Raw genomic sequence first — 23,963 nt, 5'->3', positions numbered from 1 at the left:
ACCATGGCAACAATCGGTTTCATTGGACTGGGTATCATGGGCACGCCGATGGCGCGCCACCTGCAGGATGCCGGCCACACCATCGTCACCTCGAAGTTCGTCATCCCGCCGCGCCAGGAGCTGCTCGACAACGGCCTCAAGTTCGTTGACTCGCCGAAGGCGTTGGCCGAAACCGTCGACACCATCATCCTGATGCTGCCGGATACCCCTGAGGTCAAGGATGTTCTCTTCGGCGAAAACGGCGTCGCCTACGGTCTTTCCAAGGGCAAGCTCGTCATCGACATGAGCTCGATCTCGCCGATCGAGACGAAGGAATTGGCCAAGAGAGTTCGCGAGACCGGTGCCGAATACATCGACGCCCCGGTTTCCGGCGGCGAAGTCGGCGCAAAGAATGCTTCGCTCTCGATCATGGCGGGCGGCGCCCAGGAGAGCTTCGACCGCGCCCTGCCGCTCTTGAAGTTGATGGGCAAGAACATCACGCTCGTCGGTGATTGCGGCGACGGCCAGGTCACCAAGGTCGCCAACCAGATCATCGTTGCGCTGACGATCGAAGCGGTCTCGGAAGCGCTTGTCTTCGCCTCCAAGGCGGGTGCTGATCCGGCGCGCGTCCGCGAAGCGCTGATGGGCGGCTTTGCCTCCTCGCGCATTCTCGAAGTTCACGGCGAGCGCATGATCAAGCGCACCTTCGATCCGGGCTTCCGCATCTCGCTGCATCAGAAGGACCTCAACCTGGCTCTCCAGGGTGCCAAGTCGCTCGGCATCTCGCTGCCGAACACGGCGGCAACGCAGGAACTCTTCAACAACTGCGCCGCCAACGGCGACAGCGGCCTAGACCACTCCGGCCTCGTCCGGGCGCTGGAGCGCATGGCGAACCACCAGGTTGCCTAAGCAATTCCAGGAAACGTGCGAAGCGGTTTTCCGTTAGGAATTGCGCCGCTTTGAAAAGATCAGGCGACGACCTTAAATGCGCATGACTCGTCCGGCGTCCCATTGTACCGGACCGGTCATGCGTCCGGGCGGCGGTTGGAGGAACCGCCGCCCGAGACTTTCACGCAGTTCCAACCGCGATTTGCGCGGGGATGACATATAAGGATGGAGCGACGCGACATCCTCCAGGGGGAGACCAATGCCAGCCATCACCGATCCACGCCGTTTCCTCGAAGCGCTGTTCACCTCGGCCGTTGCGGCGGCTGATCCGGAGAAAGTGATCGCGGCCAACCTGCCGGCGCGACCGAAGGGGCGGACGGTGGTGGTTGGGGCCGGCAAGGGTGCGGCCCAGATGGCAGCCGCCTTCGAACGCCATTGGCATGGTCCGCTCTCGGGCGTGATCGTCACCCGCTATGGCTATGCAGCCCCATGCGAGACGATCGAGGTGCTGGAAGCGTCGCACCCCCTGCCTGATGAAAACGGTTTGCTGGCCTCGAAGCGCTTGCTCGCCGAAGTCTGCGGCCTGACGGCGGATGATCTTGTCGTCGCGCTCGTCTGCGGCGGTGGCTCGGCGCTTTTGCCCTCGCCACCACCCGGCTTGACGCTGGAAGACGAGATCGCCGTCAACCGGGCGTTGCTTGCCTCCGGCGCGCCGATCAGCGCCATGAACGCCGCGCGCAAGCACGTCTCGATGATCAAGGGCGGTCGGCTGGCTGCCGCGGCCTATCCGGCCAAGGTCGTTTCGCTGATCGTTTCCGATATTCCGGGCGACGATCCGGCGCTGGTCGCCTCCGGCCCGACACTGGCGGACGCCAGCACGCGCGAGGATGCGCTGACGCTGATCGAGCGCTACAGTCTGGACCTGCCGGCAAAGGTTATGGCGTGGATCAATAGCCCAGATAGCGCCGCGCCATCTCCTGATGACCCGCGTTTTGCCCGCAACGAAGTCCGGCTGATCGCATCCGCATCCGTATCGCTCGAGGCCGCGGCTGCAGAGGCGCGCGCCGCCGGCATCGACGCGATCATTCTTTCCGATGCGATCGAGGGCGAGGCGCGCGACGTTGGCGGTGTGCATGCGGCGATCGCCCGGGAAGTCGCCGGCCGCGGTCGACCGTTCACCAAACCGGTCGTCGTTCTCTCGGGCGGCGAGACGACCGTCACCATCCGCGGTAAGGGCAAGGGCGGACGCAACAGCGAATTCCTGCTGGCGCTGGCGCTCGGCATCGACGGTGCCAAAGGGGTCTCGGCGCTGGCCGCAGACACCGACGGCATCGACGGCTCCGAGGACAACGCCGGCGCTTTCGCCGACGACACCACCATCGCCCGTCTCGCGGCGCAACGGCTGGATGCCGCGGCATTCCTGCAAAAGAACGACAGCTGGTCGGCGTTCGATGCGCTCGGCGATCTCTTCAAGCCGGGGCCAACGGGCACCAACGTCAACGACTTCCGCGCCATCCTGGTGCAATGATGTCGGCCTGCTGGGCGCGTGGTCTGCCGTTACCACCCGCCTCACGCGAAGTGGCAACTGACCGAGCCGTAAGCGCCGAAATCGGCGACGATCGTGTCGCCGTTCCTGGCTTCGAGCGTGCGGATGAAAGAGCCTGAGAGAACGATCTGGCCGGGCTCGATCGCGTCGCCGCATTGCGCCAGACGATTGGCGAGCCAGGCGATGCCGCGCGCCGGGTGGTTGAGCACGCCGGCCGCAAGTCCCGTTTCCTCGATCACCGCGTTGCGCGAGACGATCGCCCCCATCCAGCGCATGTCGACCGTATCGGGGCGCACGGCGCGGCCGCCGAGGATGAGGCCGCCATTGGCGGCATTGTCGGCGATCGCATCGACGAGGATGCGCGCCTTCTTTGTTTTCGGATCCGTGCGGACGATCCGGCTGTCGAGAATTTCCAGCGCCGGCATGACATAATCCGTGGCGTTCAGGACCTGGACGATGTTGACCCGCGGGCCTTTGAGCCCGGTTTTCATGATGAACGCGATCTCCGCTTCGACCCGTGGCTGGATGAAGCGATCGGCGGGTATGCTTGCGCCGTCGTCGAACAGCATGTTGTCGAAGAGCACGCCGGAATCGGGCGTGTCGATGCCGAGCGCCTGCTGCATGGCATTGGACGTCAGCCCGATCTTCCAGCCGATGATGCGGTGGCCGTCGTCGCGTTTGCGCCGGACCAGAGCCGCCTGGATCGCATAGGCGTCGTCGACCGTCATTTCGGGATGCTTGAGCGAGAGGAGCCCGATCTGTTTTCGATCGCGTTCGGCCTGATGCAGGCTTTCGGCGGCCTTGGCGATCTCGGTTGCATTCAGCATGGCGCCCCCCGACTTCAGCGTCCTTAAGGATACACCAAGGTCGGACCCGGCGCGCGCACCGTCTTTGGGCGATCAGATCGGCTGACTTGCCAGCATCAGGCCGAGGCCGATGAGGATCGAACCGCAGGCGCGCGGAACAAGATTGCCGGCGCCACCAACCAGCCGACCGAGCGTGAAGGAGGCGAGGAAGACGGCTGCGATATCGGCGACCGACAGGGCAAGGTTCACCAGCAGGCCGAACATCAGGAACTGCAGCGACATCGGCATCGCCGCGGCCGGATCCACGAACTGCGGCAGGAAGGTCACGAAGAACAAGGCGGTCTTGGGATTGAGGACTTCCACCACGATGCTGTCGCGCAGGACGCCGGGTTTCGCAGCCTCGGCGTGGGCGGCATGTTTGCCGACCCCGAGCAGCATGGTCGCGCCGAGCCAGACCAGATAGACGGCGCCGGCAAGCCTGATCGCCCCATAGAGAAGCGGTGCATGGTGAAGCAGGGCGGCAAGCCCGAGCGTCGCGGCGGCGATGTGGACGTAGCAGCCGATATGGATGCCGAGCGCCGCCAGGAGGCCGGCCTTGCGGCCATGCGCCAACGTCTGCGCCGTCATATAGAGAATGGCAGGACCCGGCATGAAGGCGAAAATCGCCGTTGCCAGTGCGAACGAAATCCAATGCTCCAGCGACGGCATGGGGGCTCCTCCCGAAGTAGCCGGAACGCCCCGGGCCGACGTCTTGGCGTCGAACCATCTCGGTGGCGCGATAGAGCGGGAGAACTACGCTTGGTTGTATCCGATTGACATACGGCAGGTGCCGTATTTCGGCGTTGTGGCAGGATCGCCTGTTTTGCCGTGGTTAAGGGAAGGTGATTTCCGGAAAGACCGGCGAGGACTGCGATATCAACCGATCGGCAGGCCGATGCGCAGCGCATAGGCCGCGATCTCTGCCGTGTTGTGCAGACTGAGCTTGCGCATCAGGTTCTCGCGATGCTTGCGGGCCGTGAGCGGGCTGATACCGAGGCGATCGGCGGTCTCGCGCGCGGTCAGCCCCTGGGCGGCGAGAGAGAGGATCTGCATTTCGCGGCGGGTGAGGGGGATGGGGGAGAGCGCCGTATCGGTTGTCGGCGGCGGCTGGTGGCTGCGGGGATCGTCGATGGCGAAACGAACCGATTGGCTGAGATAAATTTCGTTTCGCAGCATTGCGTCGAGTGCTGCATTCAGTTCGGCCGGGTCGCCGGTCTTCGTCAGGTAACCGCTGGCCCCGGCGGCGATCACGGCCCGCACGGTTCGCGGCTCGATGTTTGCGGTCAGCGCCAGGATCTTCATGCGCGGCGCGACCGCCCGGAGTTCGTTGATGAACTGCACGCCGGCAACCCCCGGCATGCCGAGGTCGAGGATCACCAGATCAGGACTGCTGGCGCGAACGATGGTCGTCAGCGTCTCGCCGTCGGCCGCTTCCGCAACCACCGATACGTGGTCCATGGTGGAGAGCAGCAGCTTCAGGCCCTCGCGAACGATGGCGTGATCGTCTGCCACCACGATCGTCAGCAGTTTGCGCATGTAAGCAATCCTTCATCGAAATCGGCAATTCTCCGCGGACATGGCGTTGCATCGAGACAGGAGCGGCAATGGAGACTCGCGAACACCTGCAACCTCTCCTGATAGGCTTATTATTTCGTCAATCTTACGCGGTGCTTTTTGCCAATTTCGCAATTCCACTGCCGGTTGCTTATGTCCTGCGCGATCTTGTGTCGTGGGACCTGCTGTTTTCATGGGGCGCCGCACTCTATCTGCTGACGTTCGCCCGCATTCTTCTCGACTGGCGATATCGGCGGCAGACGGATGAAGGGCGGACGCGGGACTGGCGGCGATGGGCCTGGCGCTTCACGCTGCTTTCGTGGGTTTCCAGCGGTCTCTGGGGCGCGCTTGGCTGGTTTGCCTTCCATCCGGACGAGCCGCAGACGCTTGCCTTCGTCTGCATCGTGATCACAGGCATTGCCAGCGGTGCGGTGCCGTCGCTGTCTGCCTTTCCGCTCGCCTATGCCGGCTCGCTGGTTGCGATCCTCCTGCCCTTCGCGATCCGCTGCTTCCTTGGCGAAGGGCGGATCTACGACACCTATCTGATTTTCACCATCTGCCTCTTCGGCGTCGACCTCTACTACAGCCGCGTCACCCACAGGACGCTTGCCGAAACGGTGCGGCTGCGTTTCGAGAATCTGTCGCTGATCACCAGCCTTGAGGCAGAGCGCGACAAGGCGCAGAGCGCCGATCGCTCCAAGTCGCGGTTCCTCGCTGCCGCAAGCCACGACCTGCGTCAGCCGATCCACGCCCTCAGCCTTTTCACCTCGACGCTCGCAGCACTCGGTCGCAACGGTGACGTTCCGGCCAAGAACGCCCGCGACCTCGCCGATCGCGCGCGCTCGGTTATCGGCAATCTCGGCGGTCTGCTCGACGCGTTGCTCGACATTTCCAAGCTTGACGCGGGAATCGTGACCGTCGCGCGAGAACCGGTGTCCCTACGGCGACTGTTCCACGACCTCAAGGCGGAGTTCTCCGGCATTGCGAAGGACCAGGGCCTCGGATGGCGCGTGGTGATGACGGATGTCTGGGTCGATACCGACCCGATGATGCTGAAGCGTGTCCTCGACAACCTCATTTCCAATGCGTTCCGTTACACACGGACCGGCAAGGTGCTGATCGGTTGCCGACGCCGCGGTGCGGCGGTGGAGGTGCAGGTCTGGGACACCGGTGTCGGCATCCCCGATTCAGAGCAGGAAGCGATCTTCGAGGAGTTCGTGCAACTGCAAAATCCTGCACGCAACCGGGCGCAGGGGCTCGGGCTCGGCCTTGCCATCGTGCAGCGTACCGCCGCTCTGCTCGGCCACCCGATCAAGGTAGTCTCGACGGAGGGTCGCGGTTCGATGTTTTCCATCACTTTGCCGGTGGTCGCGCCGCCTTCGCTGGCAAAGCCCGGACGCGCCCATCCGACCGCTGCGACGCAGCAAGGGGGTATCGTCGTCATCGACGACGAGCGCGACGCGCTGGATGCAACGGCGCTGTTGCTCCGCACGCTCGGCTATGCGGTCTATGCCGGGCGTTCGGCTGCCGGGGCCCGAAAGGAGCTTGCGAAGGCTGCGCGCCTGGGAGAGGCGCCGGTCGATCTTGTCATCACCGATTACCGTCTCGAGGCCGGCAAGACCGGGATCGATGCGATCCGGGAGATCAGGGCCCATCTCGGGCGGGAGGTGCCGGCGCTGATCCTTTCCGGCGATACGTCGCCGACACGGCTGAAGGAAGTGACCGCAAGCGGCCACCGTCTTCTCCACAAGCCGCTCGATGCGGTGCGGTTGGAGGAGGAGATCGAAGCGCTCCTCGCCGAGCGGCCTGAAGATGCGGCACGCGAGATCCGCACTGTTACTCGATGAAGACGCGCACGCTGGCGGCGCGGCCGACGGAATCGATCACCGTCAGCGTCGAATAGCCGGCACCATCCGGTTGCCACTGCGTGACCCGCCGGCGGGTGAGCTCCGGCAGAGGCTTGCCATTGGCAAGCCAGCGGAACGGCGCGCGTCCGCCCTGGAGCTTGAGTGTCAGCGGCGAAAGCGCCTGATGGTTCGCACTGAGCTCGACGCGTGCGCCCTCGGGCGGAAACACGATCTGCGGTGCCGGCTCGCGGGCCGAAGCGTTGACGAGGCCGCTTGCCGTCAGCGAGAAGCGGCGCTGGCTGATCGGCAGTTCGGCTTGAGAAATGCGGATCGCGCCGGCCGGCGCATCGGGCAGCGGTGTGATGCCGAAGCCGGATTTGGCGAAGCCTTCGAAGAGAATGGGGGCGGCGCTGCCATAGCCGGTGAGGCCGGGAACCGCCCCATTGTCGGGCCGTCCGACCCAGACCCCGAGCACATGGCGGCCGTCATAGCCGACCGACCAGGCATCACGGTAGCCATAGCTGGTGCCGGTCTTATAGGCGATGCCGCGCTGGCGACTGCCAGCGGGCGGCAACACGCCGGAGAGCGCGTCGGAGACATTCCAGACGGCGACCGGCGAAAGCACCGGTTCCGCTTCGATCAGGCCCGCCTTGCCCTCAACGCCGTCGCCGAGCCGGAGCGGGAAGCCGCGATTGGCAAGCGCCGCATAGAGCTGCACGAGATCGCGCAGGGAAAGTCCGACGCCGCCAAGACCGATCGCAAGGCCGGGTGCTTCGCCGGCAGGAAGTGCCGGCTTCACCTCGCCGCGGCGAAAGCGCATCATCAGCTCGGCCGGGCCGACCGCGTCGAGCAGGCGGATCGCCGGAACGTTCAGAGACAACTGCAGCGCCTCGCGCACGCTGACATCGCCCTGGTAGCTCATGTCGAAGTTGCGTGGGCGGTAGCCGAAGAAGTCCGCCGGCCGGTCCTCGATGATCGTTTCCTGGCTGACGAGTCCTTCTTCGAAGGCAAGGCCATAGATGAAGGGCTTGAGGGTGGAGCCCGGCGAACGCGTGATGCGCGTCATGTCGATCCAGCCGGAGCGGCTCGCATCGAAATAGTCGGCCGATCCGACCGAAGCGACGATCTCTCCGGTCTTCGCATCGGCCATCACCATGGCGACCGAAACCTTCGGTCCGAGCTTGGTTGCCCCTTCCCTTGCCACGGCTTCGAGGCTGCGCTGGACGGCAAGGCGCAAGCTCGTCTCATGCCGAACCGCCCGCGGGTCCTTGCGCAACGCCCGTTCGGCGAGGTGCGCGGCATAGGCCGGGAGTTGCAGCCTGCGCGACGGAACGGACGTGGCGATCGCGCGTTCCGCTTCGCCGTCGCCAATCACGTCAGCAACGGCGAGACGCGTCAGCACCCGTTCGCGGGCGGCGACAGCGGCGGCATGGTTGCGGTCCGGGCGGCGCTTCTCCGGCAATTGCGGTAGTGCCACGAGCAGGGCCGCTTCGCCGGCCGTCAGCCGTTTCGGCTCCTTGCCGAGCCAGGAGAGGCTCGCGGCGCGCACACCCTCGATATTGCCGCCATAAGGCGCATGGGTGAGATAGAGATTGAGGATCTGGTCCTTCGATAGCCGTCGCTCGATCTGGATCGCGCGTGCGATTTGCAACAGCTTGGCGGTTATCGAGCGCTGCTGCCGCGGCTCGATCAGCCGGGCGACCTGCATGGAAAGCGTCGAGGCGCCCGAGACGATGCGGCCATTGCTGACGAATTGAAGCGCGGCGCGGCCAAGCGCCAGGATATCGACGCCGGAATGCTCCTCAAAACGCTGGTCTTCGTAGGCGATCAGCATCTTCAGGAACTGCGGATCGACATCGTCGACCGTGGTCTTCAGTCGCCAGAGGCCATCCGGCGTTGCGAAGGCGCGCAAGAGCTGTCCGTTGGCGTCGTCCACCTCGCGCGAGACGACGTCCGCCTCCGCAAGCGGCGGCGGGAAGGCCTCGTCAGCCTTTTCGATCGCAAAGCCCGTCAGCCCCGTCACCAGCAGGCAGACGGGCAAGGCGATCAGCAGTTTGCGCCCAATCGACATGATCTTGCCTATTGCGCGGCCAGCACCTCCATGCGCCCGGTCGCGGTGCGGGCCGAAAGCTGCGGCCGGTACATGTCCTCGACAGTTGCGGCCGGATGGTCATAGGTGCCCGGCGTTACCGCGCGCACGACATAGGCCAGCGTGACCTCGCGGCCGGCGCCGATGCTGCGGTCGAGTGCTGCGACGAAGCGGTCGTTGCGGAACTCCGTATGGGTCGCGGTGATTTCGCCGAGCCACTCGAAATTGCTGAGCTGGGCACTGTCGACGAGGCTCGGATTGTCGATCTGGAAACCGGCCGGCAGCAGGTCAGTGACCAGCACGCGCGACGGCCAGTCGTTGGCCTCCGTGACTTTCAGCACGACGACGTAGCGTTCGTTCTGCCGCGCTTCCATGACGTTCGCCTCGGCTCCGTCGAGCGTGTAGTAGGTGCGCTCGATGGTGAAGCCGTCGCCGCCGGCCGAAAGCGGCTGGGCGGGGGCGGCGACCGTGGTGACCACGGCCGAAACCGGATCAGCACCCTGGTTGCGGATCACCACCGGGTGGGTGATGAGCGCGTCGCCGGTCATCTGGGCGGCATAGCTGCCGGACTTCGATGCGCCGTTGACATCGAGCGCCATGTCCTCGTCGCCATTCTGGATGGCGCGGGCGGCAAGCAGCATCCAGGCCTGTTCCTGGGTGCTGGTATAGGTCTTCTGTTCCCATTCGCGGGCGACCATTTTCGATAGCTCTGGAACGATCGGCGGGACCGGTCGGCTTTCGGCCGCAAGCGCCAGCACCGCCGCGCCGTCACGCAGCGACGAGCCGTAGTCGGAGCGCGACAGGCTGACATTGACGAGGCCCGTCGACATGTTCGCCGCGTTGGCAAACGTGTCCTGCGCCCCTTGAGCATCGCCATACAGCGAAAGCGCTGCGGCGATATGAGCCTTGGCGAGCGGCGTCGGGAAATCGTTGATCAGCGTGTTTGCGTAATAACGCAGGTCGTTGATCGCCGCCTTGCGATTGCGGGCAAGCACGTAGAGCGCATAGGCGATCTCGTTGCCGCGATCCTTGGCGTTGGTGTCGTAGCTGACGCCGTTCTGCAGGTTTTCCAGCGCCTGAACCATTGCGGCCTCGGGCACGTCATATTTCTGCTCGCGGGCGCGGGTCAGGAAGTCGGTGACATAGGCATCGAGCCAGAGGTCGCCGTAGCCCGGCCCCCAAAGACCGAAGCTGCCCGACGAGGACTGGTTGGAGAGCACGCGGTAGATCGCCTCCTGCACCCGTTTCGTCACGCCCTCGTCATCGGCAAGGCCGGACTGCTTGGCGAGTTCGCTCAGGTAGAGCAGCGGCAGCGCGCGGCTGGTCGTTTGCTCCGTGCAGCCATAGGGATAGCGATCGAGGGTCATCAGCAGTGCCGGCATATCGAAGGCGGCAGAGCGGGTGACGCTGAGGTTGACGGAAGCGCCCTGCAGGATGCTGTCGGCAAGCAACTGCCCGTCGACCGTCAGGCTGCTTCCTGGCGCGATCGAAACCACTTGCCGCTGTGTCACCGGCAGGGTTGCCGGACGCACAAGCAGGTCGAGCGACTGCTCGAGCGAAAGGCCGTTGGCGCCGGTCAGCGCCACGGTGACGACGCCGTTGCCGGGATATTGCCCGACCACCGGCAAGGTGATGGAGGAGCGACCGCCCTGGTCCAGGGTGACCGTGCTGCCCGTCCCCGGTTGCTCGACGGTGGCCTGGCCACTGGTCGTCACATGGATCTGGTAATCGCCGGCCGGTGCGTCGGTATTGGCGATATCGAGCCTCAGGTCCGACCGGTCTCCGGGCGCCAGGAACCGCGGCAGGCTGGCGGTAACGACGACGGGGTCGCGGATCACCACGTCGCGCGTGGCGTGGCCGACACCGGATTTCGTCCAGGCAACGGCCATCAGTCGCGCCGTTCCGTTGAACTGCGGGATGTCGAAGCTGACGGTTGCCTTGCCGTCGCCGTCGAGCTGTACCGGTCCTTCGAAGAAGGCGACCAGCTTTTCCGTGGGCGGGCTGCCCTGAAGCGCGACCTGGCCGCCATCGCCGCCGGTGCGCAGTTTTCCGTTCGCGCCGAGCGAGCCGTCGATCAGGCGACCGTAAAGGTCGCGGATTTCAAGGCCGAGCTGTCTCTGGCCGAAATACCAGGCTTCCGGGTTCGGCGGCTCGTAGCGGGTGAGATTGAGAATGCCGACATCGACGGCGGCGATCGTCACATAGGCTTCCTCATTGGCACCGGCACCGGCGACCTGGAGGCTGATGTCGAGCGGCTGGCGCGGCTCCATCTTTTCGGGCGCGTTAAGCGTGACGGCGAGCTTGCGCTCGGCGGGATCGACGGTGAGCCATTTGATGCCGATGGCGCGCATCGGCATGCGGCTTTCCTGGGCATCGCCCGGCCGGTAGAGCGTGGCGGTGACATAGGCGCCGGCGCCCCAGGCGTCGGTGACCGGCAATTCGACTTCGCCGCCTTCAGCCGCAATCGATGCCGTCTCGGTCGTGATCAGGTTCTCTGTGCCGACGGTGACCAGCAGTTCGCCGGCAAAACGCGGCGAGACCTTCAGCTTGGCCGTGTCGCCGACCGCATACTTCTCCTTGTCGAGCCCGATCTCAAGGCCGTCAGGCGTTTCCGTCGAGGTGGCCGCGACATACCAGCCGGCGTCGAATTCGACGCTCGAAGTCGGGCCATCGACCGCGGCCGTCTCGACTTCCAGGCGATAGCGGCCCCAGCCGACGGGCACGGAGATATCGCCGCCGTCTTCCGTCAGGTCGACGCTGCCGTTGGCCACCTGTTTGGTGGTAACGACGGGCTCGTATTTCCAGGCGCTGCCGTCGCGATACCAGTGATAGTTCCGTTCGACGCTGATCAGCTTCCAGAGGAGCCCCTGCATGGCGATCTTGCTGCCGGCCGGATCGACGGCGATGACGCGGAACTTGCCGACGGAGTTTTCGGCGAGCTCACCCTCGAATTCCGGCTTGATGCCGAGCATCGGGCCCTCGGCGCGCACCGGCAGTTTTAGCGAGCGCTCGACGGCGCGGCCGCCGGCTTCACGCATGCGAACGGTCACGGTGGCATTTAGCAGCTGCGTGGTCGAGGGCACTTCGTCGATGAGGACGTCGAAGCTGGATTTGCCTTCTTCGTCGAGCGACGAAAGCTCTTCGAGCGGCAGGCGCGTGTCTTCGCTCGCCTCTTCGTCGGCAAGACCGAAGGAATAGCCCTTGAAGGCGGCGTTTTCGCGCGTCGGCTTGATCGTCACTTCGCCTTCAAGTTCGAGGCCGGCAGCCGGTGCGCCATAGAGATAGCGCCCGTCGACTGCCACGCTTGCCGTCTCACCGACGGCGATTTCCTTGGCGTCGCTGGTGAGATCGAATTCGGTGCGATCCGGCACGAAGTCATCGATCAGGAACTGCTTCTCGCCGATCGCAGGCGACTTCGGGTCAGTGAAGATCTGCATCGTCCAGGTGCCGCGCATGGCGTTTGCCTGGGTGTCGAGGTCGAGCGTATGGCCGCCGAGCTTGCCGCCGGCACTGGTCATGCGGCGATATTCGACACCATCCGGGCGGAGGAAGACGAAGGTCAGCGGCAGGTTCTCGATCGCCATGCCGTCAACGTCACGGGCAAGCGCTGCCGCATGCACGGTTTCGCCGGCACGATAGATGCCGCGCTCGGTCCAGGCGAGAATGTCGATGGCGCCAGGAGCCGCGCGCCCGGTGACGCCACGATCCGAAAGGTCGAAGCCGGCGCGGCTCATGTCGAGGAAGACATAGTCGTCCTCGCCCTTCTTGGCGGTGATGACGGCGGGCGTGAGCCCGGCCGTGCCACGGATCAGTCCAGCAGTGAAGGTCACGCGGCCGTCATCATCGCTCACCGCCGTGCCGAGGATCTCGTTGTTTTTGGCGACGAGCTGCAGTTCGACGCCTTCGATCGGCTCGGCAGTCGCAAGCGAGCGCACGAAGACGTTCAGCCCGTCTGTGCCGGCATAGGTGGAGATACCGATATCGGAAACGACGAACCATTGCGTCGCGCGCGCATCCCATTCCTGGCTGATACCGGTGGTCGGTGCGGCGGTCAGGACGTAGACGCCGGGCTTGCGTTGAGGCAGTGCCTCGTCGACCGGGAAGCTTGTGACGACCTCTTTGTTGACGTCGCGCTCGATGTCGATCGAGCCCTGCCAGACGAGTTCGCCGATCTCATCCTCGATGCGCTGGGCGCTGTAGCCGTCGAGCTGGGTCAGGAACTGCGAGCTCTGCAGCACCTGGGCGATGCTGCGGTCGCCGACGCGGTAGAGTTTCAGCTTGGCGCTGTCGGTGTTGACGGAAACGAGCGGGATGCCGCGGCGCGCGGTCGACGGCAGCACGAAGCTGTCGCCGGTGAAGCGCACCATTTGGGCGCGGTCCGCGACATAGATATCGAGGGTGACGGGCGCTTCGAGCATTTCGTCGACGGTGGACGGCAGGCCGGCGCGAAGGGTCAGCTTGTAGCGCTCGCCATGCGATAGGCCTTCGATGCAGATCTGGTCGCCCTTCGCCTCAAGCGCCTTTGGCGCAGCACCATTGACGGTGACGAAGGAGGCATAGTCGGCGCCGCTCTTCAAAAGCTGCTCGGAGAACTGCACGCAGGCGCGCGGCGTCGCAGCGTCGGAATCGATCGTATGTTCGACGACGCGGAAGCCCTTGCGCTGCTTAAGGTCGAGATAGGCTGCCTCGACCGATTTTGCCTTCACCAGTTCCAGGCTCGCCTTGTAGGCGTTCAGTGCGGCGCGGAAATTCTCGGCGCCTTCCAGCGATTTGGCCATGACGGCAAGCGCATGCGCCCGGCTCTCGGTGGTGCGGGTCAGCTCGTAGCCGTTGATCGCGGCGATCGCCGCCTGGATCGATACGCTTGAATTGTTGGTGATGCGGTTCGCGGTTCGCGCCGCCTCCAGCCAGAGTTCGGCGTCATCAGGATTGATCGCCAACGCGCCCTGGAAGGCCTTCAGCGCATTTTCGATATTGCCCATGCCGGCCTGGCCGCGTGCCATGTCGATGAGCGTATTGACGCCCATGCCCTGCTGATCGTCGGCAAGGGTAAGATTGGCCTTGGTGTTGCGGGCGTCCTGCAGCAACTGATCCGACAGGAATTTCAGGCGCGGCGGCGCCCCGATGTCGGCTTGTGTGACCTGCGGCTGCACGACCTTGCCGGCGATGGCGCCGGGGAAGGTGTTGAGCTGGTTATAGTCGGACTTGAGGAAACACCACTTCACCTTGGGATTGTAGGTGAAGGCGCGGCAGGCCTGGTCCGCGATGCATGTCTGCTGGCATTCGTCGAGCGAGACGTTCTGTTCGGTCCTGAGGTCGAAACCGAAATAATCGCCGTCCTGAGTGATCTCGATCTGCCGTCCACTCTCCTGGGCAACGGCGGGGATGCCGGCGGTCAAAAGCGATAGGAAGAGGGTGGAAAGGCCGAAAAACGCGCGCACAGACATCAAGTCCTCCCAACGCTGCCGGTCTCGATAGAGGCTTCACTTTTCAGGCTTCCGCCCCGCTTGTCAACCGGAGAGCAGTCGACGTGCGGCGCAATTTCAGCGGGAGCACTGCTGTGAAGGATCGAGCATCGATCCGGAATGAAACACGATAAAACGATATGTAAATCAAACTATTATGACGGTCGGCCAAAGCCGCGGGAGAAACCGCGCCGCTAGCCTCTTTGTTCTCTCAGGAAGACGGTCAGCGAGCGACCGGCATCGAGGATATGATCGCGCGTCAAGGCGCTGGCCCGCTCGGCGTCGCGCGCCACACAGGCGTCGAGGATGGCCTTGTGTTCGCGGCGCGCACGCGCGACGCCCGAGGTTAGCGTCAGCTGCGCCCGCAGGTAACGGTCGATGCGATCGAGAGAGGCGCGAACGATCTGCAGGTAATAGGGGCGACGTGCTGCCTCGTAGAGGCTGTAGTGGAAGTTGCGGTTGATTTCGCCCCAGCGGTCGGAATTTTCCTCCTGCTCGAATTCCTCGCAATGCTGGCGTGCAAGGTCCAGAGTACGGCGGTCGAGACTGGGTACGGCAAGCCGAATGACCTCAGCCTCGATCAGTGCGCGAAACTCGAAAATCTCCTCGATTTCCTCAATCGAGAGGCCGGCGACAACGGCGCCCTTATAGCGCTCGGTGGTAATCAGCCCATGCTGCTCCAGCCGCGAAAGCGCCTCGCGCACCGGAATGCGGCTGGTGTTGAACATCTGGGCGATGTGGTCCTGGCGCAGGTTCTCGCCTTCGGCAAGGTCGCCTTCGATGATCGCCTTGCGCAAGGCCTCATAGACGATATCGGCCGCTGAGGCGGCTTGCCTGACATCGACGGCGTCGAGTTTCATCCTGTTCAAACCCCGCTGGCCAAGCCTCTCGGCACGGCGAATTCGGAAGCGTTTTCGCGCTGTTGGTCAACGGTCATAGGTCCAATCCGGGCGCCGGGCAACAGAGCTTTGGAAAGTAGGCGCGACGATCTCGTCGCCGGAGCCGGAAATTGGCTGACGGAGGAAAGCTCTCTGATGAAGCGGAGCGGCAGAGCGTGATATGGTCGAGCCTGCGAAGCCAGCCTTGTCTTGGAAACCTCTCGTGGTGTTACCAATGCCGCTCGTTTACAGGCCCGCTCGAGCCGACGAATTGGCTGCGACCGATGCACTGGCCGTCTCAAGCATCAACGATCTTACCATTCGGCACGGCTTCGGCCCGATGGCGGCGACAAGCCCTCCCAATTTTCAGCTTTTTTGCCTTAGGGACGATCCGGACGGCCTCTGGGTGGCCGAAGAGGGCGGGGGCATCGTCGGATGCGCCTGGAGTTGGACTTGCGGGGATCTCTGGTTTCTCGCCCAGTTGTTCGTCGATCCCGCTCAACAGGGCCGGGGCATCGGAAATTCGCTGCTGGAACGAACTCTGGAACATGCGCGCAAGTCAGGCGCAGCCCACAAGGCGCTGATCACCTTCACCTTCAATCGGGTGTCGCAGGGGCTCTACATGCGACACGGTTTCTTTCCGCGCACGCCGATCTATTTTTTCGATGCCAGGCGGGAGGCAGTGCGGATGTTGCCGGAGGCGGTCCTGCGCGCCGTGCCGATCGAACCCGATGCAGCGACCATGGAGACGCTGGCGACGGTCGATCGCTGCGCCATCGGCGTATCGCGGGACAAGCACCATCGCTACCTGCTTGGCGATCTGGCAACCCGAGGGTTTCTGTTTTACGCCGGCAGCGATCCTGCCGGATACGGCTATATCGGCGCCAACGGGCACATCGGCCCACTCGCCGTCCTGCGGCCCGACCATGTTCAAGATGCCTTCGCGGCCGCGTTGCGATTGGCCGCCGCGGGCACGTCTGAGAGGATTTCGGCCTTCTTGCCCGGGGCATGCGACGGCGCTTTGAGCCTTGCGGTCAATCAGGGGATGCGGATCACGTTTCCAATGCTGCTGATGGCGTCTCCCGGTTATGGCGACTGGACGCGCTATCTGCCCCGCAATCCGAGTTTCATGTGAGCTCTTGAGGTGTGCTCGAGGCGCTTCCATGTCGCTGATCGAACTCAAAGCGCAGCTATTTCGACGTCGTTGCCGACAAGCCGGTCGGCGGACTGTCACGGCGTACGTTTGCAGGCCTCTGGCCGGATTTGGATTATGAGTATTTTCAGATTGTATATTGGATCCAATTTTTCTAAGAGTCGTTTCGTCGACGGGCGACGCCATCGCGTCACCCAGTGAAATGGGGGAGCGGCCGCAAGTGAAGGGCGCGCCCGGGTGGCGTCCGTCCACCGTCACGGAAGGAGAAAGCGCATGCGCAGCAACAAGGTCGTTCATATCGTTTCCTGCCACGCGGAAGGGGAAGTCGGCGACGTCATCGTCGGCGGCGTCGCGCCGCCGCCTGGAAACACGCTCTGGGAACAGCGCCGCTTCATCGCCGAAGACCAGACGCTGCGCAATTTCGTGCTCAACGAGCCGCGCGGTGGCGTCTTCCGCCACATCAATCTGCTTGTGCCGCCGAAGGACCCGCGCGCGACCATGGGCTTCATCATCATGGAGCCCGAAGATACGCCGCCGATGTCCGGTTCGAATTCGATCTGCGTCTCCACCGTTCTGCTCGACAGCGGCATCGTACCGATGCAGGAGCCGGAAACGCGCATGGTGCTGGAAGCGCCCGGTGGACTGGTCAACGTCGTTGCCGAGTGCCGCAACGGCAAGGCCGAGCGCATCACCGTCACCAACGTGCCGTCCTTTGCCGACAAGCTCGACGCCAAGCTCGAAGTCGAGGGTCTGGGCACGCTGACGGTCGATACCGCCTATGGCGGCGACAGCTTCGTCATCACCGACGCTCGCGCTCTTGGTTTCTCGGTGACGCCAGACGAGGCGCGCGAGCTTGCCGAAACCGGTATCAAGATCACCCGCGCGGCCAACGAACAGCTCGGCTTCACCCATCCGGAAAATCCGGAATGGGATCATATCTCCTTCTGCCAGCTGACGATGCCGGTCGAAGAAAAGGACGGCATTCTGCATGGCCGCAACACGGTGGTCATCCAGCCGGCCAAGCTCGACCGCTCGCCGACCGGCACCGGCTGCTCGGCGCGCATGGCGGTGCTGCACGCGCGTGGGCTGATGAAGGTCGGCCAGCGCTTCAGCGGCCACTCCATCATCGACTCGACCTTCAATTGCCGCATCGTCGGCGAAACGACGGTCGGCGGACGCCCAGCGATCGTGCCTGAGATCTCCGGACGTGCCTGGATTACCGGCACGCACCAGGTGATGCTCGACCCGGCCGATCCGTGGCCAGCCGGCTACCGCCTTGCCGACACCTGGCCGCGCAAGCAGTAAGGTCTGCCTTTGCGGGCCGCCTCGTTGCGGCCCGTACCTTTCGGCCCAGGCCTTTGGATTGTTCTGCCGGTTCAGTCTTCCTTGATGATCCGGGTGGTGCCGACCCAGAGTTCGCGGGCCGGTCCCGCGCCGACATTGCGGGCGCGGTGCGGCAGCGAGGCGGGGAAGTGCAGCGTGTCGCCGGCCTTCAGCAGATAGTCCTTGCCATCGATCTGGTAGAGCATCTCGCCCTCGATCAGGTAAAGGAAGTCCTCGCCCTCGTGGCTGGTCAGTTCCGACGCATAGCCCGGCGGCATATGGGTGATGCAGCCGTTGAGCGCCGCGCCCGGAAAGCCGCGTTCGATCAGTTCGTAGACGCGCTCCTTGGTCTCGACATTGTAGCCGGGGCGTTCCCCTGCGTGCGAGACCATCGAATGCGAATGCTGCGGCGGCTGCGACAGGAAGGTGTCGACGCTGGTGCCGAGCGCATTGGCGACGTTGTACAGCGAGATTAGCGACGGGGTAGAAATGCCGCGCTCGATCTGGCTGATGAAGCCTTCCGTAAGCCCGGCCTCGCGCGCCACGTCCTTCATTGTCTTGCCGATTTCCTTGCGGCGGGCTCTGAGCATTTGCCCGAGCGAGGCGGGTGTCGAGGCTTCGGGGAGGGAGGCGCCTTCATGGGCTCCGGGCGCCTCTTCGATCTTCAGGGGCATGACTTTCTTTCCGCTTGACTCACGTCTATCGATGTACTTTAGTCCAGCTAAAGTTGGTTCGGCAAGCCGATCAGATCGTATGCCAGCCTTCTTGAAAAGGGGAACTACAAGAACGTCTTCGCGGCAATCCGTCGGCGGCAAAAAACACTAAGAAAAATTGGATCCAATATCCAATAAACGTGTTCAGCGCGCGATCGATGTCGGCTGCGGTCAAAAGGAGGAGTGAGATGAAACCTATATTGCCTATTCTGCTCGGCACGACGCTGGGTCTGCTTGCGGCCACCTCGGCGTTTGCGATCGAACGCGGTGGCGCGATGACATTCGCCCGCTACGACGACTCGACCGTCATCGATCCCGTTTACGCCGACCGCAATCCCGATCTCTGGATGGTGAACGGTCTCTACGAAACGCTGCTCCGCAACGGTCCTGATGGTTCGATCGTGCCGGGTCTCGCCGAGGCTCACGAGGTTTCGGCAGATGGCAAGACTATCACCCTGACGCTTCGAAGCGGCCTCAAGTTTTCCGACGGCTCCGACCTTACCGGCGCCGATGTCGTCTTCTCGCTGGATCGGGCACGCAATGCCGAACTCGGCCCCTGGGCGGGGCTGCTCGGCGCCGTCGACGCGGTCACGGCCGATGGCAACAAGATCACTGTGTCGCTGAAAAATCCCGACCCGACGATCATCTCGATCCTCGCGACTTTCAACACCGGCATCATGCCAAAGGCGGCCTTCGAAAAGGCGGCCGGCGCGACCGACCAGGAAAAGGCGCGCGCCTTCTTCTCGGCCGGTCCGGTGACATCGGGGCCCTTCGTCATGAAGAGCCATGTGCAGGGCTCGAGCATGAGCTTCGAGCGCAACCCGAACTACTGGCGCCAGGGCGAAGACGGCAAGCCGCTGCCCTATCTCGACCGGGTGGAATTCCTCGTCATTCCGGATGACGCGACCCGCATCCTCAAGCTTCAGGCCGGCGAAGTCGACGCCGCCGAGTTCATTCCGTTTGCCCGCGTCGGCGAGCTCGGCGCCGATCCGAACCTGAAGATGGAGCTCTTCCCCTCGACCCGCATCGTCTACGCGCCGATCAATACGCGCGAGGCGAAGAAGGACGGCGCGAAGAACCCGCTTGCCGACGTCAAGGTGCGCCAGGCGCTGAACTATGCGACCGACAAGAGCGTGCTGATCAAGCTCGTGACCTTCGATACCGGCAAGCCGATGACCTCGCTGATGTCGGCTGCGACGCAGCTGCATTACGGTCCGGCGCCGCTTTACCCCTACGATCCGGAAAAGGCCAAGCAGTTGCTGTCGGAAGCCGGCCTCAGCGGCGGCTTCGAGGTTAAGCTCACCACGCTTGCCGGCAGCGCCGACGATGCAACATTGTTTACCGCACTTCAGCAGATGTGGGCGCCACTCGGCGTCAACCTCAAGGTCGAGCAGGTCGACAACCCGACCCGCGGCGAGAAGAACCGGTCCGGCGATTTCGACATCCATACGTATGGCTGGGCGAACGACGTCAACGACCCGGCGCAGGTGACCGGCTGGCTCGGCTATTACAAGCAGCGTCAGGCGGTCGGCACCGGCTGGAACAACCAGGAATTCAACACGCTGTTCGAGGCCTCCAACGTCGAGACCGATCCGGCCAAGCGCAAGGACGAATACAAGCGCATGCAGGAGATCTACGCGGCCGAGGCACCGTTGCTCTTCCTGTTCGAAACGCCGTTTGCCGTCGCCGTCTCGAAGTCGATCGAAGGCTACGTCCAGACGCCGCTCGGGGCCAATGACTTCTCTGAAGCCTGGCGCGCCGACTGATAGCGGAACGATCTGCGAGAGCCGGGCGGCAAGCCGCTCGGTTCTCCGTTGAAGGTTGGAACCATGCCCTCACTTTCCTATCTCGTGGCACGGCTGCTGCAGATCATCCCGACGTTCCTGTTGGTGATGATCTTCATCTTCCTGCTCGTGCGCCTTTTGCCGGGAGATCCGGCCATCGCCATGGCCGAGGCCAAGGCGACCGATGCGCAGCTTGAACAGATCCGGCACAATCTCGGTCTCGATGAGCCGTTGCCGGTGCAGTTCCTCGTTTTCGTCAAGAACACGCTGACCGGCGATCTCGGCCGCTCGATCATGTTGAAGGCGCCGGTGATCGAGGTCATTCTCAGCCGGTTGCCGACGACGATCTTCCTGGCGCTCTATGCGGTCGTGCTCGCTGTGTTCCTCGCCGGGCCGCTCGCCTTCCTTGCGGCAGCGCGCGTCAACAGCCCTGTCGATGTCGCCATCCGCAGCGTCTTTCAGGTCGGTCTTTCCATGCCCGTCTTTTACATCGGGCTCCTGCTGCTCACCGTGCTTGCGGCGCAGTTGCGCTGGTTTCCGGTCGGCGGCTACGGCAAGACCTTTTTCGCCAATCTCTATCACCTGATCCTGCCCGCACTCAGCGTCGCGCTCTATACGTCGGCGATCATCCTGCGCAATCTACGCGCCTCGCTGATCGAGGTGCTCGACGCCGACTATGTGCAGTTCGCGCGGGCCAAGGGGCTTTCGCCGCGCATCATCATGACCCGGCACGTGTTGCGCAATGCGCTCGTTTCGACGGTCACTCTGCTGGGTTTGTCGATCGGCAACCTGATGAGCGGCACGCTGGTGACCGAGACGGTTTTTGCCATTCCTGGTGTCGGCCGGCTGATGCTGGAGGCGATCTTTGCCCGCGACTATCCGCTGATCCAGGGCCTGACGCTCACCTTCGCCGTGCTCGTCTCCGTCGTCTTTCTGCTGACGGATGTCGTGCAATCCTGGCTCGATCCGAGGCTTCGCCAATCATGACGGTCCTCACTCAAACCCATTCGCGGACGCGGGGACGGCTCGCCGCCTTTCTGGCACGCGCCTTCGCCCGTCCTTCTTTCGTGATCGGCATTGTCATTCTCGGCCTTTCGCTGGCGCTTGCGGTGTTCCCTCAGCTCTTTGCTCCTTATGACCCGCTTGCCTTCGACCTCCAGGCGATCCAGCAGGGGCCGAGCCTTGCGCATCCCTTCGGCACCGACAATTTCGGCCGCGATGTGCTCTCGCGCGTCATCTGGGCCTATCGCGTCGACATGCAGATGGCCTTCTTCGCGACGATCTTCGCGCTTTTGATCGGCCTCACCGTTGGCGCCTTCGTCGGTTACTACGGCGGCATTGCCGACGTGATCTTCGGCCGTTGCGTCGACGCGATCATCACCTTTCCCTTCCTGGTGCTGGTGATCGCGATCGTCGCGGTGCTGGGGCCTGGCCTCGTCAACATGTATGTGGCGATCACCGCGGTGAACTGGGTCTATTACGCCCGGCTGACGCGCGCCGAAATCATGGCGCAGAAGGCCAACGACTATGCCGCGGCCGGCCAAGTTCTCGGCTACTCCGATCGCCGCATCATCTTTCGCCATCTGCTGCCGAACGCGATCTCGCCAATCCTCGTCTATTGGATGACCGATATGGCGCTCGCGATCCTGCTCGGCTCGTCGCTCGGCTATCTCGGCCTCGGCGCACAGCCGCCGGCTGCCGAATGGGGCGTCTTGATCGCCGAGGGCCGCAACTTCCTGATGACGGCCTGGTGGATGAGCCTGATGCCCGGCATCGCCATCGTTCTGACCGGGCTCGGCTTCAGCCTCGTCGGCGACGCGCTGGCCGATCTGCTTCGGCCGAAGGGGCGCTGAGATGAAAAGCACAGAAAAACCGGTCGTGCTCGACGTCAGGCACCTTCGAACCGAGTTCGGCCCGCAAGATCGCCCACTGGTCGCGGTGGACGACGTCTCGTTCCAGGTGGGGCAGGGCGAGATCCTTGGGCTGGTCGGCGAATCCGGCTCGGGCAAGAGCATCACGCTGCGCTCGATCCTCGGCATCATCCGGCCGCGCGGCCGGGTCGCCGGCGAAATCCTCTGGAACGGCCGCGACCTCGTTCCGCTCGACGAGGCGCGTCTCCGGCGCATCCGCGGCCGCGAGATCGCGATGATCTTCCAGGAGCCGATGTCGTCGCTCAATCCACTGCTGACGGTCGGCCTGCAGATCCAGGAAAACCTCGTGGCGCATACGAACCTCGACGCAAAAGCGCGGAAGGCACGCGCGATCGAACTGCTCGATCTCGTCGGCATCCCCGGCGCCCGCAATCGTCTCGACGATTTCCCGCACGAGTTCTCCGGCGGTATGCGCCAGCGGGTGATGATCGCCATTGCGCTTGCCTCCAATCCGAAGCTGCTGTTGGCCGACGAGCCGACGACGGCGCTCGATGTCACCATCCAGGACCAGATCCTCAGGCTCATCCAGTCGCTGAGCCGCGATCTCGGCATGGCGGTGATCCTCGTCACCCATGACATGGGTGTCGTCGCCGAGACCTGCGATCGCGTGGCCGTCATGTATGGTGGCAGGCTTTGCGAAGTCGGTACGACGACGGATGTGATCGCCGACGCGCGCCATCCCTATTCCTTGGGGTTGTTGCGCTCGATCCCGCGCGACGTTGCGCCGCGAACGCCGCTCTATTCGATCCCCGGCGCGCCGCCGGCGTTGAACGCGCTTCCAGGCGGCTGCGCCTTCAGCGCCCGCTGCCCGGTCGCAGGACGCGAATGTCCTGACATTCGGCCAGCGCTCGAAGCGATCGGTTCGTCGCGGCTCGTTGCCTGCCATCATCTTGAAGATGCCCAAGCGCATTTCGGACCGCGGGAGGCGGCGCAATGATCATGCCCACTTCAGCAAGCACAACGCCTTTGCTTTCGCTGCGTGCGCTGTCGATCCAGTTCGAGAAACGGCGCTCGCTGTCCGACACGCTCGCCCGCCGTCCGCAGCAGGTCGTCTCGGCGGTCAACGGCATCGACCTAGAAGTGATGCCCGGCGAGACGCTCGGGATCGTCGGCGAATCCGGCTGCGGCAAGTCCACGCTTGCGCGCCTGATCGCCGGCCTGCACCGGCCGACATCAGGCGATATCTTGTTCGAGGGCGAGAGCGTCGTCGGCCTCAAGGGGGCACGGCGGCGCGCCTATAACCGGCGCGTCCAGATGATGTTTCAGGACCCCTATACCTCGCTTAACCCCCGCATGACCGTGCGCGATACCTTGCGAGAGGCGATCACGGTGCATCGCATGCGCGATGGAGCGGCGATCGATCGTCGCGTCGACGAGCTGCTTGATCTGGTGCGGCTGCCCGAAGGGGCCGCGGATAAGTTCCCGCACGAGTTCTCCGGCGGCCAGCGCCAGCGCATCGGCATTGCGCGGGCGCTGTCGCTGGAACCGACTTGCCTGGTCGCCGACGAACTCGTTTCCGCGCTCGACGTTTCGGTGCAGGCGCAGGTCGTCAATCTCCTGATCGAGCTTCAGGACGAGTTGGGGCTGACAGTGCTGTTCGTTGCCCACGACCTTCGTCTCGTACGCCATGTCTCGCACCGCGTCGCCGTCATCTATCTCGGCGCCATCGTCGAAATCGGCCCGTCGGAGGCGCTGTTTTCGAAGCCGATGCATCCCTATTCCAAGGGACTGCTTGCTGCCGCGCCGTCGCTTGACCCGGGCGCCAGGCGTCGCACGCCGGCACTGTCGGGTGAGCTGCCGAGTCCGCTCGCCATCCCGCCCGGCTGCCCCTTCCACGTGCGCTGCCCGCACGCGACCGAACGCTGCCGCCGCGAAAAGCCGGCGTTGCGCCCAGTCGGATCAGGCATGACCGCCTGCCATTTCGCCGAGACGATCGGCGGCGCCTCAAACTCCACTCGATAGGAAAGA

At 64.0% G+C, this 23,963-nt stretch carries 17 protein-coding genes; 10 read left to right on the top strand and 7 right to left on the bottom strand.

Annotated features, from left to right (window positions below):
• Positions 1-3 precede the first annotated feature (3 nt).
• Both OVA00_RS01615 and OVA00_RS01610 read left to right on the top strand, forming a co-directional pair.
• A complete protein-coding gene (locus OVA00_RS01615) occupies positions 4-888 on the top strand; it encodes a 2-hydroxy-3-oxopropionate reductase (RefSeq protein ID WP_268087733.1) in 885 nt (294 codons plus the stop codon).
• 238 nt (positions 889-1,126) lie between these two features.
• Positions 1,127-2,395 (top strand): glycerate kinase type-2 family protein, encoded by a 1,269-nt coding sequence (locus tag OVA00_RS01610; RefSeq protein WP_268087732.1) that lies wholly within the window; start codon positions 1,127-1,129, stop codon positions 2,393-2,395.
• Between the two features lie 41 nt (positions 2,396-2,436).
• Here OVA00_RS01610 and hpaH read toward each other — a convergent pair whose 3' ends face one another.
• The 3 genes from hpaH to OVA00_RS01595 all read right to left on the bottom strand — a co-directional run bounded on the left by hpaH (position 2,437) and on the right by OVA00_RS01595 (position 4,794).
• Positions 2,437-3,240 (bottom strand): 2-oxo-hept-4-ene-1,7-dioate hydratase, encoded by an 804-nt coding sequence (hpaH, locus tag OVA00_RS01605; protein ID WP_034799390.1) that lies wholly within the window; start codon positions 3,238-3,240, stop codon positions 2,437-2,439.
• Between the two features lie 72 nt (positions 3,241-3,312).
• Positions 3,313-3,927: a LysE family translocator gene (locus OVA00_RS01600; protein WP_268087731.1), complete on the bottom strand. Its 615-nt coding sequence runs from the start codon at positions 3,925-3,927 to the stop codon at positions 3,313-3,315.
• Between the two features lie 207 nt (positions 3,928-4,134).
• Positions 4,135-4,794 carry a response regulator gene (locus OVA00_RS01595; RefSeq protein ID WP_034799397.1) on the bottom strand — a complete coding sequence of 220 codons (660 nt, stop codon included), beginning with the start codon at positions 4,792-4,794 and terminating at the stop codon, positions 4,135-4,137.
• A gap of 68 nt (positions 4,795-4,862) precedes the next feature.
• On the opposite strand from OVA00_RS01595, the gene OVA00_RS01590 reads away from it, so the two are divergent.
• Positions 4,863-6,659: an ATP-binding protein gene (locus OVA00_RS01590; protein ID WP_268087730.1), complete on the top strand. Its 1,797-nt coding sequence runs from the start codon at positions 4,863-4,865 to the stop codon at positions 6,657-6,659.
• On the opposite strand, the gene pbpC is transcribed toward OVA00_RS01590, so the two are convergent.
• The 3 genes from pbpC to OVA00_RS01575 form a co-directional block, all read right to left on the bottom strand.
• Entirely contained in the window at positions 6,649-8,730 is a 2,082-nt protein-coding gene (gene pbpC / locus OVA00_RS01585; protein WP_060530286.1) for a penicillin-binding protein 1C, read from the bottom strand. The two genes, OVA00_RS01590 and pbpC, sit on opposite strands and share 11 nt — an antisense overlap.
• 8 nt (positions 8,731-8,738) lie before the next feature.
• Entirely contained in the window at positions 8,739-14,189 is a 5,451-nt protein-coding gene (locus OVA00_RS01580) for an alpha-2-macroglobulin family protein (RefSeq protein ID WP_268088490.1), read from the bottom strand.
• Positions 14,190-14,407: 218 nt separating this feature from the next.
• Complete coding sequence (locus OVA00_RS01575) at positions 14,408-15,073, bottom strand: GntR family transcriptional regulator (RefSeq protein ID WP_051659493.1); 666 nt, start codon at positions 15,071-15,073, stop codon at positions 14,408-14,410.
• A gap of 199 nt (positions 15,074-15,272) precedes the next feature.
• Here OVA00_RS01575 and OVA00_RS01570 point away from each other — a divergent pair, with 199 nt between their 5' ends.
• Positions 15,273-16,226: a GNAT family N-acetyltransferase gene (locus tag OVA00_RS01570; RefSeq protein WP_326494111.1), complete on the top strand. Its 954-nt coding sequence runs from the start codon at positions 15,273-15,275 to the stop codon at positions 16,224-16,226.
• Positions 16,227-16,517: 291 nt separating this feature from the next.
• Positions 16,518-17,549: a trans-3-hydroxy-L-proline dehydratase gene (locus OVA00_RS01565; RefSeq protein WP_060586175.1), complete on the top strand. Its 1,032-nt coding sequence runs from the start codon at positions 16,518-16,520 to the stop codon at positions 17,547-17,549.
• Between the two features lie 71 nt (positions 17,550-17,620).
• Here OVA00_RS01565 and OVA00_RS01560 read toward each other — a convergent pair whose 3' ends face one another.
• Entirely contained in the window at positions 17,621-18,241 is a 621-nt protein-coding gene (locus OVA00_RS01560; RefSeq protein ID WP_082566307.1) for a helix-turn-helix domain-containing protein, read from the bottom strand.
• Between the two features lie 227 nt (positions 18,242-18,468).
• On the opposite strand from OVA00_RS01560, the gene OVA00_RS01555 reads away from it, so the two are divergent.
• The 5 genes from OVA00_RS01555 (at position 18,469) to OVA00_RS01535 (ending at position 23,957) form a co-directional block, all read left to right on the top strand.
• Positions 18,469-20,046 carry an ABC transporter substrate-binding protein gene (locus OVA00_RS01555; RefSeq protein ID WP_060586177.1) on the top strand — a complete coding sequence of 526 codons (1,578 nt, stop codon included), beginning with the start codon at positions 18,469-18,471 and terminating at the stop codon, positions 20,044-20,046.
• Positions 20,047-20,109: 63 nt separating this feature from the next.
• Positions 20,110-21,051, top strand: coding sequence for an ABC transporter permease (locus tag OVA00_RS01550; RefSeq protein WP_268087729.1), 942 nt, complete (start codon positions 20,110-20,112; stop codon positions 21,049-21,051).
• A complete protein-coding gene (locus OVA00_RS01545; protein ID WP_268087728.1) occupies positions 21,048-21,917 on the top strand; it encodes an ABC transporter permease in 870 nt (289 codons plus the stop codon). Before OVA00_RS01550 ends, OVA00_RS01545 begins: the two co-directional genes overlap by 4 nt.
• A 1-nt stretch (position 21,918) precedes the next feature.
• Positions 21,919-22,932: an ABC transporter ATP-binding protein gene (locus tag OVA00_RS01540; RefSeq protein ID WP_034799420.1), complete on the top strand. Its 1,014-nt coding sequence runs from the start codon at positions 21,919-21,921 to the stop codon at positions 22,930-22,932.
• 2 nt (positions 22,933-22,934) lie between these two features.
• The gene (locus tag OVA00_RS01535; RefSeq protein ID WP_064817047.1) at positions 22,935-23,957 is read left to right on the top strand and encodes an ABC transporter ATP-binding protein; all 1,023 of its coding nucleotides are present in this window, start codon (positions 22,935-22,937) and stop codon (positions 23,955-23,957) included.
• Positions 23,958-23,963: the final 6 nt, after the last annotated feature.

The sequence above is a fragment of the Ensifer sp. SL37 genome (assembly GCF_026672675.1).
Lineage (GTDB): Bacteria > Pseudomonadota > Alphaproteobacteria > Rhizobiales > Rhizobiaceae > Ensifer > Ensifer adhaerens.
The sequence above is the reverse complement of the archived record's forward strand: the minus strand, read 5'-3'. Positions and strand labels throughout refer to the sequence as shown.